The following is a 13,977-nucleotide window of genomic DNA, read 5'->3' on the forward strand; positions in this document are numbered from 1 at the left end:
CTGGTCGACAAAGGAGCTGTGACTTGAACACGTCCGCTGCAAACCCAGGCGAACTGGCCGGCCGCCACCTCGTGCTCGGCATGACGGGCGGCATTGCCTGCTACAAGATCGCCGAGCTCACACGCCTGTTGACCAAGGCCGGCGCGACCGTGCAGGTCGTGATGACCGAGGCGGCCACGCAGTTCATCACGCCGGTCACCATGCAGGCACTGTCGGGCCGCCCCGTCTATACGAGCCAGTGGGACGGCCGCGTGCCCAACAACATGGCGCACATCGACCTCTCGCGCGAGGCCGACGCCATCGTCATCGCGCCCGCCTCCACCGACTTCCTCGCCAAACTCGCCCACGGTTTCGCCGACGATCTGCTCTCCACGCTGTGCGTGGCGCGCGACTGCCCGCTGCTGGTCGTACCCGCGATGAACCGGCAGATGTGGCAAAACCCGGCCACGCAGCGCAACGTCGCGCAACTGCGCGCGGACGGCATCGAAACGCTCGGTCCCGATTCCGGCCCGCAGGCGTGCGGCGAGATCGGCGACGGGCGCATGCTCGAACCCGAGGCCGTGTACGAGGCGATCGTCTCGTTCTTCGCGCCGAAGGTGCTCGCGGGCCGCAAGCTCCTGATCACCGCCGGCCCGACCTTCGAGCCGCTCGATCCCGTGCGCGGCATCACCAACCGCTCGAGCGGCAAGATGGGCTTCGCGCTCGCGCGCGCCGCGCAGCAGGCGGGCGCCGAGGTGCATCTGGTCGCCGGCCCGGTCGCGCTGGAAACCCCGTGGGGCGTGTATCGCGAAGACGTGCAGTCCGCCCGGCAGATGTACGACGCGGTCATGCGCGCCGCGACCGATGCCGATGTCTTCATCGGTGTGGCGGCCGTGGCCGACTGGCGCGTCGATCATGTCGCCGCGCACAAGATCAAGAAGACGGCCGAGCACCGCATGCCGACGTTCACGTTCGTCGAGAACCCGGACATCCTCGCCTCGGTCGCGGCCTTGCCGAATCCGCCTTACTGCGTAGGCTTCGCCGCCGAAAGCGGCGACCTCGACGTGCACGGCGAAGAAAAGCGCGCGCGCAAGAAGGTGCCGCTGTTGATCGGCAATCTCGGCCCGCTCACCTTCGGTCAGGACGACAATGAAGTCGTGCTGTTCGAGGCGGGCGGCCGCAAGCCGCTGCCGCGCGCGGCCAAGCGGGCGCTCGCTCAGACGCTCGTCGCCGAAATCGCGCGGCGTCTGCCGGACCCGAGCATCATCTCGTGACGCGCGCGCCGGCGCACCCGTGTGCCGGCGTTGGGCGCCGCGAACACAGGCAAGGAGCAGTACTGCCATGACACTGCTTTCCGTACTCGACCAGTCGCCCGTCATCGCAGGGCACAGCGCGGCGGACGCCATCGCCGCCACCATCGAGCTTGCACAGCTCGCCGACGACCTCGGCTACACGCGCTACTGGTGCGCCGAGCATCACGGCCTGCTCGGCGTGTGCAACCCCTGCCCCGAAGTCATGCTCGCGCGCCTCGGCAGCGTCACGAAGCGCATCCGCATCGGCTCGGGCGGCATCATGCTGCCCTATTACAGCCCCTTCAAGGTCGCCGAACAGTTCATGATGCTCGAAGCGCTCTTTCCAGGGCGCGTCGATCTCGGTGTCGGGCGTGCGCCGGGCGGCGACATGCGTACGGCGCAGGCCGTGGCCGCTGGCGCGTACAACCGGGGCGACCAGTTCACGCAGCAGGTGCAGGATCTCGTCGGCCTGATGGACGGCACGCTCCCCGCCGATCATCTCGCGAGCGGCGTCGTACTGCAGCCGCAGATCCAGACGCGCCCGCAGCTCTGGGTGCTCGGTTCGAGCGACTTCGGCGGCATCCTCGCCGCGCAGCTCGGGCTGCGCTTCTCGTTCGCGCACTTCATCAACGCGCACTTCGGGCATCTCGTGGCCGAGGCCTATCTCGACCGCTTCAAGCCCGGCCACGAAGCGAAGCCGTATCTCGCGTGCGCCGTGTTCGCGATCTGCGCGGACACCGAAGCCGAGGCCGCCGACCTCGAAAAGGCCGTCGACCTGCGCCGCGTGCAGATGGCCTACGGCCTGAACGCGCCGATCCCGAGCCTCGAACAAGGACGCGCGCAGGAATACGGCGAGCGCGAGCAGATCGTGATCGACCGCGAGAAGCCGCGCAGCGTCATCGGCACGCCCGAGAGCGTCACCGAGCGCCTTCTCGCAATCAAGGACAACTTTCGCGCCGACGAACTGATCGTGCTGACCGTTGCGGGCAGCTACAAAGCTCGTCTGCGCTCTTATGAACTGCTCGCCGAGGCGTTCCAGCTGCCTCGCGCCTGAGCGATCCACCACCGGCCCATCAACCTGACTTCATGAAAATCGACATCAAGATCCTGAACGAGCGCATGCGCGACCAGCTGCCCCACTACGCCACGCCGGGCAGCGCCGGCCTCGACCTGCGCGCGTGCCTCGACGCGCCGATCACGCTGGAACCGGGCGAAACGAAGCTCGTGCCGACGGGCCTCGCCATCCACGTGGCCGATCCGGGCTACGCGGCGCTGATCCTGCCGCGCTCGGGCCTCGGCCACAAGCACGGCATCGTGCTCGGCAATCTGGTCGGCCTGATCGACTCGGACTACCAGGGCGAACTGATGATTTCGACCTGGAACCGCGGCCACACCACCTTCACGCTCAACCCGCTGGAGCGCCTCGCGCAGCTCGTGATCGTGCCGGTCGTGCAGGCGCAGTTCAACATCGTCGACGACTTCGAGGCGAGCGAGCGCGGCGCGGGCGGTTTCGGCAGCACGGGCAAGCACTGACCCAGGCGGTAGCGCCGGCAACAAAAAAGCACGCCCCGGCGTGCTTTTTTTTGCGTTCAGACGGAGGCTTCGGTTCGCTGCGCCGCGCCGGGACGCCGACGATACCAGAGCGCATACACCACCACGAGCACCGCGAGAAACGCGAGGCCGTAGGCCAGCGTCATGCGAAATTCGCGCGTAAAGGCCGTGCCGGCCAGAATACCGAGCATCAGCAGCGCGCCCAGCACGCTCGTGAACGGGAAGCCCCACATGCGGAACGCGAGCGGCGCGCCGCCTTCGCGCGCCTGGCGCACGCGGAAAAAAATCTGCGTGACGAAGATCATGAACCACGTGAACATCGCGCCGAACATGGCGATCGACATCATCAGCGTGAACGCTGCCTGCGGCCAGAGCGCGTTGAGCACGGCCGCCACCGCGATGCCGATGGTGGACAGCGAAAGCGCGGCCGTCGGCACGCCGTGGCGCGTGAGACGCCCGAACGCCGCCGGCGCATAGCCCGCGCGCGAGAGGCTGAACATCATGCGCGTGGTGATGTAGAGCTGGCTGTTCATGGCCGAGAGCGCCGCCACGAGCACGATGAAGTTGATCGCGCCCGCCGCGTAGGGCACGCCGGTTGCGGCCATGACTTTCACGAACGGGCTCTCGTTGCCGCCCGCCTGGGTCCAAGGCACGATGGCGAGCATGAGTGCGAGCGTGAGCAGGTAGAACAGCACGAGGCGCAGCACGGTCGCGCGAAACGCGCGCGTGACGGCGCGCTGCGGGTCCTGCGCCTCGGCGGCCGCCACGGCGATCGTCTCCACGCCCAGGTAGCTGAAGAGCGAGACGATCGTCCCGACCCACACGCCCCACCAGCCTCGCGGCAGCAAGCCGCCGTGCGACGTGTAGTTCGCGAAGCCCACGCCGGAGCCGGCCGGCGCGCGCCACACGAACCATGCACCCAGCACGATGAACGCGACGATGGCCGCGATCTTGAGGCTCGAGAACAGATATTCGATGGCGCCGTACGCGCGCACACTCATTGCGTTCACAACGATCAGCGCTGCTGAAAATCCGACGATCCAGTAGAGCCCCGGCACATGGGGCAACCAGAATTTCATGTAAACCGCGATTGCAGCGACTTCGGTGCCCACCGCCAGCACATACGCCGACCAGTACGCATAGCGCACGACGAAGCCAGCGAGCGGCCCGATATAGTGCTCGGCATATGCGCCGAACGAGCCCGATACCGGATGCGCAACGGTCATCTCCGCGAGCGCGCCCATCAACAGCAAGGCGATCAGCGCGCCGATCGCGTAGGAAATGAGCACGCCGGGCCCGGCGAAAGAGATCGCGAAGCCGCTGCCGAGAAAGAGCCCGGTGCCGACCGCGCCACCGATGGCGATCATCGTCATCTGCCCGGCGGACAAGCCCTGACGCAGCCCTTGTTCGCGCTCGACGATGGCTTCGAACGCGCCCGATTTACGTGGTACCACTGTTACACCCCTGCTTCGCGCGAGCGCTACTCAGCGCTGCGCATCAAGAAAACGCCGACGGCGGACAAACGCGCATTTTACCGGCTGACGGCTGGCGCGCCTGCGCGGCACGGCGCAGCACCCAGACCTGTCAGCGCAAATAAAAACGGCGCAGTCCTTTCGGACTGCGCCGTCTTGCCTGAAGGCTGTTTGCGCAGTAGCGCCGCCGCTTATTCCACTTCGACCGCTTCCGGATTGCGCGGCGCCGGCTGCTCGTCGAACGTGAGCTGGACCTTGTCTTCCGCATCGACGTCCACGGTCACGCGGCCGCCGTTCATGAGCTTGCCGAACAGCAGTTCGTCGGCGAGCGCACGGCGGATCGTGTCCTGGATCAGGCGCTGCATCGGCCGCGCGCCCATGAGCGGGTCGAAGCCGTGCTTGGCCAGATGCTTGCGCAGCGCGTCGGTGAAGACCGCGTCGACCTTCTTCTCGTGCAGCTGGTCTTCCAGTTGCATGAGGAACTTGTCGACCACGCGCATGATGATTTCCTCATCGAGCGCACGGAAGCTGATCGTCTGATCGAGCCGGTTGCGGAACTCGGGCGTGAACAGGCGCTTGATATCGGCCAGCTCGTCGCCCTGCTCGCGCCGGGTCGTGAAGCCGATCGTCGACTTGTTCATCGCTTCGGCGCCCGCATTCGTCGTCATGATGATGATGACGTTGCGGAAATCCGCCTTGCGGCCGTTGTTGTCGGTCAGCGTGCCGTGGTCCATCACCTGCAGCAGCACGTTGAAGATGTCCGGGTGCGCCTTCTCGATTTCGTCGAGCAGCAGCACGCAGTGCGGCTTCTTCGTGACGGCTTCGGTAAGCAGACCGCCCTGGTCGAACCCGACGTAGCCCGGCGGCGCGCCGATCAGACGGCTCACCGCATGGCGCTCCATGTACTCGGACATGTCGAAGCGGATCAGTTCGATGCCGAGCGTGAACGCGAGCTGGCGCGCCACTTCGGTCTTGCCGACGCCGGTCGGGCCCGAGAACAGGAACGAGCCGATTGGCTTGTCCGTCTTGCCGAGACCCGCGCGCGCCATCTTGATCGAAGCCGAGAGCGCGTCGATGGCCGGATCCTGGCCGAACACCACGGCCTTGAGATCGCGGTCGAGCGTTTGCAGCTTGCTGCGATCGTCCTGCGACACGCTTTGCGCCGGCACGCGCGCGATCTTCGAGATGATCTCTTCGATCTCGCTCTTGCCGATGGTCTTCTTCTGTTTCGACTTCGGCAGAATGCGCTGGGCCGCGCCCGCTTCGTCGATCACGTCGATTGCCTTGTCGGGCAAGTGACGGTCGGTGATGAAGCGCGCCGACAGTTCAGCGGCCGCGTTCAGCGCGCCCGACGAATACTTCACGCCGTGGTGCTCTTCGAAGCGCGACTTCAGACCGCGCAGGATCGCCACGGTTTGCTCGACGGTCGGCTCGACCACGTCGACCTTCTGGAAGCGCCGCGACAGCGCCGCGTCCTTCTCGAAGATGCCGCGGTATTCCGTGAACGTCGTCGCTCCGATGCACTTGAGCGTGCCCGACGAGAGCGCCGGCTTGAGCAGGTTCGACGCATCCAGCGTGCCGCCCGACGCGGCGCCCGCGCCGATCAGCGTATGAATTTCGTCGATGAACAGAATGGCGTGCGGACGCTCTTTCAGTTCTTTCAGCACCGTTTTGAGGCGCTGCTCGAAGTCGCCGCGATATTTCGTGCCTGCCAGCAGCGCGCCCATGTCGAGCGAGTAGACCTGGGCATCCGCGAGAATGTCCGGCACTTCGCCGCGCGTAATGCGCCAGGCGAGCCCTTCCGCGATCGCGGTCTTGCCGACACCGGCCTCGCCCACGAGCAGCGGATTGTTCTTGCGGCGGCGGCACAGCACCTGCACCACGCGCTCCACTTCCAGTTCGCGACCGATGAGCGGATCGATCCGGCCGTCCTTCGCCATCTGGTTCAGGTTTTGCGTGAACTGGGCGAGCGGGGTTTCCTTCTGGGCGGCGGCGTCTTCGGCTTCGGCATTCGCGTCGCTGGCCTTGGCGGCTTCGCCGCTGCCCGTCTTCGCGATACCGTGCGAAATGAAATTCACGACATCCAGACGCGTGACGCCCTGCTGCTGCAGGTAGTACACGGCGTGCGAGTCCTTCTCGCCGAAGATGGCGACCAGCACGTTCGCGCCCGTCACTTCCTTCTTGCCGTTGGAAGTGGACTGAACGTGCATGATCGCGCGCTGGATCACGCGCTGGAACCCGAGCGTCGGCTGCGTATCGACGTCATCCGTGCCGGGTACCGTAGGGGTATTGTCGTGAATGAAGTTGCGCAGGTTCTGTCGCAGGTCTTCGATATTGGCGGCACACGCGCGCAGCACTTCCGCCGCTGTTGGGTTGTCCAACAGCGCCAGCAGCAGATGCTCGACCGTTATGAACTCGTGCCGCGCCTGACGTGCTTCCATGAACGCCATGTGCAGGCTGACTTCCAGTTCCTGGGCAATCATGCTTCCTCCATCACACACTGCAGCGGATGCCCGGCCTGCCGTGCGTGGGTAACGACTTGCTCAACCTTGGTCGACGCGATGTCTCGCGTATAGACCCCACAAACACCCCTGCCCTCGCGATGGACCTTCAACATGATCTGCGTTGCGGTCTCGCGGTCCTTATTGAAATATTCCTGCACGACCATCACGACGAATTCCATCGGCGTGTAGTCGTCATTCATTAGCACGACCTTGTACATGGAGGGCGGTTTGACCTTTTGCTCCTGCCGCTCCACTACGGTTGAATCCTGCTTGTCCGGGATAATCGCCATACACCCATTCTAAACAACTCGGACAGGCCCGCAATCCTGCCGTAACCTGACCGGCCGGCCGGTGAACCCGGCGCTCCCGACCTGCGACCCGCTGCAAGCAATTCATGCGCCCTGGCCCGGCCCCGATCCCTTGGACCGGCTGCGGGGCCGGTACACAATCCTGCTCTCAGCAGCTTTCACGCCACCGTTGAATTGAGTATCGCACAACCTTGACGTTGCCGTGGGAAGCGACTGTAGGCGCCCGCACGCTCAGTGTCAGATTCCATGGTGCGGTGCATCGCATATGCGTCGCCTGCGCGATTTTTCAAGACACTATCCTGCACCTGCTTTATGCACCGGTGCTTAGCGTCGGCGAAAAGCAGGAAAAACCCTGGAAATGCGCTCTTTACAACGCGTCAAAGGGCGTCTCAAAATATTCTTGACAGCAGAATAAAGACCCTCAACAATCAAGCTGGCACTTTTTTCAACCGCCTTAAATTCGAAAAAATGCCGTTGGTGAGCTTGTGAGGAGGGGGCGATCGCACCGCGATCGTTTAGCTTTTCGAACTGCTCGTGGTAGTGACATGAGTTACAGGGGAAGTTGGTATGGCAACCGGTACGGTCAAGTGGTTCAACGACGCGAAGGGTTTCGGGTTCATTACGCCGGATGAAGGCGGTGAGGACCTGTTCGCTCACTTTTCGGCTATTCAAATGAATGGCTTCAAGACCCTCAAAGAAGGGCAGAAGGTGAGCTTCGAGGTCGTGCAAGGCCCGAAGGGTAAACAGGCATCGAACATTCAGGCAGCAGCCTGATCTGTTCGGTACCCGTACCTTGGAAACCCGGCTTCGGCCGGGTTTCTTTTTGGCGTCATGGTTTTTTAACGTTCGCGTGCTAGCTCACGCGCAACGTGCCCATCATGCCGAGATCCTCGTGCTCGAGGATGTGGCAATGAAACATGCGGTCGCCCGCCTCGTGCTGGACGGTTGCGATATGCACCGTTTCGCCGGGCCGCACGTTCACCGTGTCGCGCCATGCCAGCAGTTCCTCCTCCTTGCGCACGCCGCCGAGCTCGCGCGCCAGCACCTGAAATTGCGTACCGTGCAGATGAAACGGATGATCCATGTCCGTGCCGTTTGCTATCGTCCAGTGCTCGACTTCGCCGCGCCGGCTCGCCAGCGTCACGCGCGCAGGATCGAAGACCGCCCCGTTCACCATGAACTGCATGCCGCGCGGCATGGGCTGCGTGGACGCGCCCGGTGCGTGCATCGCTTTCATGTCCATGGCCTCGCTGAACAGCACGCGTTTTTGCGGAACCGTTAGCGGACCTGAAGAAACGAGCGGCGCGATCTCGCGCAGGCGCGCCGGGAGTGCCGATTGTGTCGCGCTGGCCGGTGCGAAGCCAACGCTCGCCAGGATCAGCGATGGCCCCGCAGGCAAGCTGCCGTGCGTCATCGCCATCTTGTGGCGGTCGTATTGCGCGGCAATCAGCGACGCACGCGAGGCGCCCTGCCCCACGCGCACGATCAGCTCCGCGCGTTCGCCCGGCGCGAGCAAGAGCGAGGTGACGCCCTCGCGCGGCGCGCCCAGCAGCCCGCCGTCGGTCCCCACCTGCGTGAAGGCGCGGCCGTCGTCGAAGGCGAGTTGCAGATAGCGCGCGTTACAGCCATTCCAGACGCGCCAGCGCTCGTCGCGCACGACCTCGATGTGTGGCTGACGCGCACCGTTCACGAGCACGTACTGACCTTCGCGGCCGTTCATCCAGTCCATCATGCTATTCGCGGGAATGGTCCCGTCTGCCGAGAGCTTCAGGTCGGACACGAACAGATGCCGCTCGGGCCACGCCGCGAGTGGATCGTCGGCGGCGCGCACGACGAAAGGCCCCGCCAGTCCGCGGAACACCTGCTCCGAACTCAGCATGTGCGGATGCGGGTGATACCAGTAGGTGCCTGCGCTCCCCTGCGGCAGCGTGAAGCGATAAACATGCTGCTCGCCCGGCGCGACGGGTTTCGACGGATTGCCGTCCTGGTCGGGCGGCACGGGCAGGCCGTGCCAGTGGATCGTCGAAGGCTGGGGCAGCCGGTTCACGAAGGTGATTTCGACGGTGTCGCCCTCGCGTACGTCGATCAATGGACCGATGGCCGGGCCGTCGTTTTCGGCCGCTGCGAGCGCATCGTATTGCCAGAAGACGGTTTGCGGCTTTCCGGGCAACAGCGCACGCGCAGCGGGCTGCGCGACGAGTGTCGCGCGAAACTGGCCCGGCTCGCGGCTCTGGTTGGCGAGCGTGCGCAGCGCGTCAAGCGGCGCACCGGCGGGCAATGCATCGGCAGGCGCGAGCGAGCCTTGCGACTGCATCATGCCGCCCGACATAGACGGCATGTCCGTCATGCCGTGCATGGCGTGCATCGCATCACCCGCACCTTGCGCGAATGCATGGCGCGCGAACAGGGTCGCGGTGGCGGCGCTCAACGCGCCGGATAGAAATGCTCTTCGTTTCATCGATGAAATCCTCATACCTCGTTCATGCCTGGGCACGCGGCGCGCAATAACACGCACGCCGTGCGCGCGGGATTCGTTTCGCTCACGCGAAGTGCGAGCGACGTAATTCGCCCGGAGCGAGCGGCCCGGCTCAGGCGATTGGAGGAGGTAAAGGAGGCGCGTGCGTAATGCCGGCGCGCAAGGCTGCGGGAAGCACGATAAGCGTGGAACGAGCACCGCTTTGAGCGTCGAATGCGCTCACGGCGCAAGGCACGCTGCAATGCGCGCAGCAGCCCGCGACGCAGCAACTCGCGCCGCAACCAGAATGCGTGCCGTGACCGCGCGTGCTCGTCCCGGCGCAACGATCGCTGACGAACACGTGCGGCGTGCGTGCGGCGTGCGCCGTCAGTGCATCGTGCTGCGCGTGCTCGCACGCCATCGCGCCGCGCATGGAAAGCAGCGCGAGCAGGCAGACGAGAAGGAAGCGATAGACGACTGGCACGTTGAACGAAACCGCGGATGAACTCGATTGACCGGTGCCATGATAGCGCACGGACTGATCGAAGTCGGTTAGCCCATCCATTCGTGACGGATTTGCGGCGAGCCGGATAAAAAAAGACCGGCAGATCTTTCGGTCTGCCGGCTTTTTCTACTGGGACAGCGATGAGCCGTCTTGCGCCTACATATTCTCGATCATCACCTGCCCGAAGCCCGAGCACGACACCTGCGTCGCCCCTTCCATCAAACGCGCGAAGTCATAGGTCACACGCTTTTGCAGAATCGACTTCTCCATCGAGGCAATGATGAGGTTCGCTGCTTCGAACCAGCCGAGATGGCGCAGCATCATTTCCGCCGAAAGAATTTCGGAGCCCGGATTCACATAGTCCTTGCCCGCATACTTGGGGGCCGTGCCGTGAGTCGCCTCGAACATCGCCACGGAGTCCGAAAGATTCGCGCCCGGTGCGATACCGATGCCGCCCACCTGTGCCGCCAACGCGTCGGAAATGTAATCCCCGTTCAGGTTCAGCGTGGCGATCACGTCGTATTCGGCCGGGCGCAGCAGGATCTGCTGCAGGAAGGCATCGGCGATCACGTCCTTGATCACGATGTCGCCGCCCGTCTTCGGATTCTTGATCTTCATCCACGGGCCGCCGTCTATCAGTTCTGCTGCGAACTCCTTCTGCGCGAGCGCATAACCGTAGTCGCGGAACGCGCCTTCGGTGTACTTCATGATGTTGCCCTTGTGCACGAGCGTGACCGAGCGGCGCTCGTTGTCGATCGCATACTGGATCGCCTTGCGCACGAGACGCTCCGTGCCCTCGCGCGAGACCGGCTTGACGCCGACGCCAGAAGTGTCCGGGAAGCGGATCTTCGCCACGCCCATCTCTTCGCGCAGGAACTTGATGAGCTTCTTCGCGCCTTCGGACTCCGCGGGCCATTCGATGCCCGCATAGATATCTTCCGAGTTCTCGCGGAAAATGACCATGTTGACCTTCTCCGGCGCGCGCACCGGCGAGGGCACGCCCTTGAAGTACTGCACGGGGCGCAGGCACACGTACAGATCGAGCTGCTGGCGCAGCGCGACGTTGAGCGACCGGATGCCGCCGCCAACCGGCGTCGTCAGCGGTCCCTTGATCGACACTACGTATTCCTTCACGACGTCGAGCGTTTCTTCGGGCAGCCACACGTCGGGACCGTAGACCCGGGTTGCCTTCTCGCCCGCGTAGATTTCCATCCAGTGAATCTTGCGCTTGCCGCCATAGGCCTTTTCGACTGCCGCATCGACCACCTTCAGCATGACCGGCGTAATGTCCACGCCCGTTCCATCGCCTTCGATGTACGGGATGATCGGCTGGTCTGAGACGTTGAGCGAAAAGTCCGGATTGACGGTGATCTTTTCACCGCCGGTCGGAACCACGATGTGCTGATACGGCATGATCGACTCCAGTAAGGGCAAGGCTGTTGTAGCGGGTGTGACGCGGCGCTCGGCGCCTCGCGGCGGCGGCGAAGCCTTCTCGCCCGGCGAGAAAAGCATCTCGCCGTTATGGCTTCGCGACAACCGGCGCGGTCGATATTCGCAGCAAGACTGTCCAGAGACACGCGACGCACGGCGCGCAACGTAGCGGAGTAGCGGCATACCGGGCGGCTTGCCTGGCGGCGCGAACGCCCGTCGGCGTGAGGGTCTGGCGGCTATTCTAGCCCACGCCTCGCGCATGCGTGCCGCGCCCTTCACACGAACGCCGGCGCAAGGCAAGCCACTTGCGGTGCTGCAGCGCCACATGGCGAACACGTTCGCGCCGCGCGCGCGCCGTCCTCACATGGGATCGCCGTAGCGCAAAGGAGTGATCCGGCTCGCTCCTGTCTTATGTCTTATATAAGATGAAAAAATCGGTGAAACGTAATATGCATTAAGATCTCGGCGCTAGCCAAGTCATCCATTCGTACCCGTCGCCCTGTCATGCGTTTGATCGCCCTCAATAAACCGTTCGGCACGATCTGCCAGTTTTCGCCGCACGAAACCCGTCAGTCTCTCGCGGACTGGGTGAAGGTGCCGGGCGTCTATCCCGCGGGCCGTCTCGACTCCGATAGCGAAGGTCTCCTGCTCCTCACCGACGACGGCGCCTTGCAGGCGCGCATTGCCGAACCGAAACGCAAGCTCGTGAAGCGCTATTGGGCGCAAGTGGAAGGTGAACCCGATGCGGGTGCGCTTGCCGCGCTCGAACGCGGCGTCGATCTCGGTGACTTCGTGACGCAGCCGTGTCGAACAAGAATCATTGTTGAGCCCGAAAATTTGTGGCCGCGTAATCCGCCGATTCGTTATCGCGCGTCAATCCCCACCACGTGGGTCGAGATTGCGATCAGCGAAGGCAAGAACCGCCAGGTGCGACGCATGACCGCGGCAGTGGGCTATCCAACGTTGCGGCTCGTACGCGTAGCGATCGGCGCGCTCGATATTTTTTCGCTTGGTCTTGCGCCCGGCGAAAGCATCGACGTGCCCACCCATGCGCCCTGGCAAACCACGTCTCACAAACACAAGTGATTGTTGCGCAAGCACTTTTCGCGTGCTGATCGATTTTTTTCGAATCACGCGGCACGTCCCTCGCCTTTCTGTTGCGTCTCGTTACGAAGCAAATGAAAAGTTTGCGTCAACCGTCTCGCGAGACCATGCGTTATTCGACGCAGATGCCGCCAGAAGCTATCCGGCATCCAGCCTTCAGGGTCCTCGCAGCAATGTACGGTCCCGACCGCTGGCAGACGCAGAAATCAAATTCACGTGAATTTGTTGAAAGCGACTGTCAACCGAAAGGTGGATGGCACGTTTACCGACCTGACTCCAAAAACCGGGTCATTTGGTTAATCAACTCAAGCTTGAGGATTCACAACATGAACAAACTGATCGCTGCTCTGGTCGCTGGTCTCTTCGCATCGGCTGCATTCGCACAAGCTTCGGCTCCGGAAGCTGCTTCGGCTGCTCCGGCTGCTGCTGCTTCGGCTGCTCACAAGTCGACGCACAAGAAGGCACACAAGAAGTCGTCGCACAAGAAGGCAGCGAAGGCTGAAGCCGCTTCGGCAGCTTCGGAGTAAGCTTGTTGTAAGACGCATGTAGAAACGGCACGCGTTGCCGCTCTTCAGCGCGACGAAAGGCAGAGCGCCGCAAGGCGTTCTGCCTTTTTGTTTGGCTGCCTGATTTTTAGCCACTTTTTTGACATGCACGCTCGCCGCATCACGTCGATGACGTGAACCGCGCCGCGCATTTTTGACCCGTTCTGACCTGGTCGCGTAACATGCGCGGATTAACCTACAGCAAGGAGTCTCTCGTGCGATTTTCCCTGCGCTCGTTCTTCGTGCGCTGCGCGCTTGTCGTCGCATTGCCATTGGCCGCTTTCGCGGCGCTCACGTTCACCGCGACGGCCACGTCGAGCATCGCCCAGGCGCAGCAGATGCCGCCGGGCGCCAAACAGCCGGGCGAATTTCCGCGCGTAAAGCTCACGGCAGGCATGTTCGTGATCGACGCAGCGGTGGCCGCCAACGACGCGGACCGTGAACAAGGCCTCATGTACCGTTCGCAGCTCGGGCCCAATGAAGGCATGCTGTTCGTGTTCGGCGAAAACGCCGTGCACTGCTTCTGGATGAAGAACACGCTGATCCCGCTGTCGATCGCGTTCATTCGCGCCGATGGCACGATCACCGACATCGACGAGATGCAGGCCGAAACGACCAACAACCACTGCCCGCGCAACAACGGCACCTTCGCGCTCGAAATGCCCAAGGGCTGGTTCACGGCGAAGGGCATCAAGCCCGGCATGGTGATTCAGGGACTGCCGCCGCTGCAATAAGCGCGCGGTGATCCAGCGCGCCCCATTCGCGCGCTGCGCGAACAGCGCAAGCCGGCCCCGCACGCACGCGGCGCCGGCTTTTTTTGCGCCCGCCTGC

Annotated in this window: 13 protein-coding genes; 7 read left to right on the top strand and 6 right to left on the bottom strand. The window is 63.7% G+C overall.

Annotated elements, in window-relative coordinates; translation table 11 throughout:
- Positions 1–23 precede the first annotated feature (23 nt).
- The 3 genes from coaBC to dut all read left to right on the top strand — a co-directional run bounded on the left by coaBC (position 24) and on the right by dut (position 2,804).
- A complete protein-coding gene (coaBC, locus tag A3CW_RS0120710; protein WP_035513391.1) occupies positions 24–1,253 on the top strand; it encodes a bifunctional phosphopantothenoylcysteine decarboxylase/phosphopantothenate--cysteine ligase CoaBC in 1,230 nt (409 codons plus the stop codon).
- 67 nt (positions 1,254–1,320) lie between these two features.
- Entirely contained in the window at positions 1,321–2,325 is a 1,005-nt protein-coding gene (locus tag A3CW_RS0120715; protein ID WP_028205272.1) for an LLM class flavin-dependent oxidoreductase, read from the top strand.
- 32 nt (positions 2,326–2,357) lie between these two features.
- Complete coding sequence (gene dut / locus A3CW_RS0120720; protein WP_028205273.1) at positions 2,358–2,804, top strand: dUTP diphosphatase; 447 nt, start codon at positions 2,358–2,360, stop codon at positions 2,802–2,804.
- A gap of 56 nt (positions 2,805–2,860) precedes the next feature.
- Here dut and A3CW_RS0120725 read toward each other — a convergent pair whose 3' ends face one another.
- From A3CW_RS0120725 to clpS, 3 genes are all read right to left on the bottom strand, one after another.
- Positions 2,861–4,276, bottom strand: a complete 1,416-nt coding sequence (locus tag A3CW_RS0120725) for an amino acid permease (protein ID WP_028205274.1) — start codon at positions 4,274–4,276, stop codon at positions 2,861–2,863.
- A 209-nt stretch (positions 4,277–4,485) separates the two neighbouring features.
- Positions 4,486–6,777, bottom strand: a complete 2,292-nt coding sequence (clpA, locus tag A3CW_RS0120730) for an ATP-dependent Clp protease ATP-binding subunit ClpA (protein ID WP_028205275.1) — start codon at positions 6,775–6,777, stop codon at positions 4,486–4,488.
- Positions 6,774–7,088, bottom strand: coding sequence for an ATP-dependent Clp protease adapter ClpS (gene clpS, locus A3CW_RS0120735; RefSeq protein ID WP_028205276.1), 315 nt, complete (start codon positions 7,086–7,088; stop codon positions 6,774–6,776). Before clpS ends, clpA begins: the two co-directional genes overlap by 4 nt.
- Before the next feature lie 585 nt (positions 7,089–7,673).
- On the opposite strand from clpS, the gene cspD reads away from it, so the two are divergent.
- Positions 7,674–7,880, top strand: coding sequence for a cold shock domain-containing protein CspD (cspD, locus tag A3CW_RS0120740; protein WP_017776809.1), 207 nt, complete (start codon positions 7,674–7,676; stop codon positions 7,878–7,880).
- Positions 7,881–7,959: 79 nt separating this feature from the next.
- Here cspD and A3CW_RS0120745 read toward each other — a convergent pair whose 3' ends face one another.
- The 3 genes from A3CW_RS0120745 to icd all read right to left on the bottom strand — a co-directional run bounded on the left by A3CW_RS0120745 (position 7,960) and on the right by icd (position 11,479).
- Positions 7,960–9,564, bottom strand: coding sequence for a multicopper oxidase family protein (locus A3CW_RS0120745; protein ID WP_028205277.1), 1,605 nt, complete (start codon positions 9,562–9,564; stop codon positions 7,960–7,962).
- Between the two features lie 130 nt (positions 9,565–9,694).
- Entirely contained in the window at positions 9,695–10,126 is a 432-nt protein-coding gene (locus A3CW_RS53630) for a hypothetical protein (protein ID WP_028205278.1), read from the bottom strand.
- Between the two features lie 96 nt (positions 10,127–10,222).
- Positions 10,223–11,479, bottom strand: a complete 1,257-nt coding sequence (icd, locus tag A3CW_RS0120755; RefSeq protein WP_028205279.1) for an NADP-dependent isocitrate dehydrogenase — start codon at positions 11,477–11,479, stop codon at positions 10,223–10,225.
- Positions 11,480–12,001: 522 nt separating this feature from the next.
- Between icd and A3CW_RS0120765 the strand changes: the two genes are divergently transcribed.
- The 3 genes from A3CW_RS0120765 to A3CW_RS0120775 all read left to right on the top strand — a co-directional run bounded on the left by A3CW_RS0120765 (position 12,002) and on the right by A3CW_RS0120775 (position 13,880).
- Positions 12,002–12,583 (top strand): pseudouridine synthase, encoded by a 582-nt coding sequence (locus tag A3CW_RS0120765; RefSeq protein WP_028205280.1) that lies wholly within the window; start codon positions 12,002–12,004, stop codon positions 12,581–12,583.
- Positions 12,584–12,927: 344 nt separating this feature from the next.
- Positions 12,928–13,128, top strand: coding sequence for a hypothetical protein (locus A3CW_RS0120770; protein WP_028205281.1), 201 nt, complete (start codon positions 12,928–12,930; stop codon positions 13,126–13,128).
- Positions 13,129–13,361: 233 nt separating this feature from the next.
- Entirely contained in the window at positions 13,362–13,880 is a 519-nt protein-coding gene (locus A3CW_RS0120775; RefSeq protein ID WP_028205282.1) for a DUF192 domain-containing protein, read from the top strand.
- The last annotated feature ends 97 nt before the right edge of the window (positions 13,881–13,977 follow it).

The sequence above is a fragment of the Paraburkholderia nodosa DSM 21604 genome (genome assembly GCF_000519185.1).
Classification (GTDB): Bacteria; Pseudomonadota; Gammaproteobacteria; order Burkholderiales; family Burkholderiaceae; genus Paraburkholderia; species Paraburkholderia nodosa.

What these genes read in the sequence shown, in the direction of transcription:
- A3CW_RS0120745 (WP_028205277.1), bottom strand. Translation starts at nt 9,564, where the DNA reads ATGAAACGAAGAGCATTTCTATCCGGCGCGTTGAGCGCCGCCACCGCG.
- A3CW_RS53630 (WP_028205278.1), bottom strand. Translation starts at nt 10,126, where the DNA reads ATGGATGGGCTAACCGACTTCGATCAGTCCGTGCGCTATCATGGCACC.
- clpS (WP_028205276.1), bottom strand. Translation starts at nt 7,088, where the DNA reads ATGGCGATTATCCCGGACAAGCAGGATTCAACCGTAGTGGAGCGGCAG.
- A3CW_RS0120715 (WP_028205272.1), top strand. Translation starts at nt 1,321, where the DNA reads ATGACACTGCTTTCCGTACTCGACCAGTCGCCCGTCATCGCAGGGCAC.
- icd (WP_028205279.1), bottom strand. Translation starts at nt 11,479, where the DNA reads ATGCCGTATCAGCACATCGTGGTTCCGACCGGCGGTGAAAAGATCACC.
- A3CW_RS0120770 (WP_028205281.1), top strand. Translation starts at nt 12,928, where the DNA reads ATGAACAAACTGATCGCTGCTCTGGTCGCTGGTCTCTTCGCATCGGCT.
- A3CW_RS0120765 (WP_028205280.1), top strand. Translation starts at nt 12,002, where the DNA reads ATGCGTTTGATCGCCCTCAATAAACCGTTCGGCACGATCTGCCAGTTT.
- clpA (WP_028205275.1), bottom strand. Translation starts at nt 6,777, where the DNA reads ATGATTGCCCAGGAACTGGAAGTCAGCCTGCACATGGCGTTCATGGAA.
- cspD (WP_017776809.1), top strand. Translation starts at nt 7,674, where the DNA reads ATGGCAACCGGTACGGTCAAGTGGTTCAACGACGCGAAGGGTTTCGGG.
- dut (WP_028205273.1), top strand. Translation starts at nt 2,358, where the DNA reads ATGAAAATCGACATCAAGATCCTGAACGAGCGCATGCGCGACCAGCTG.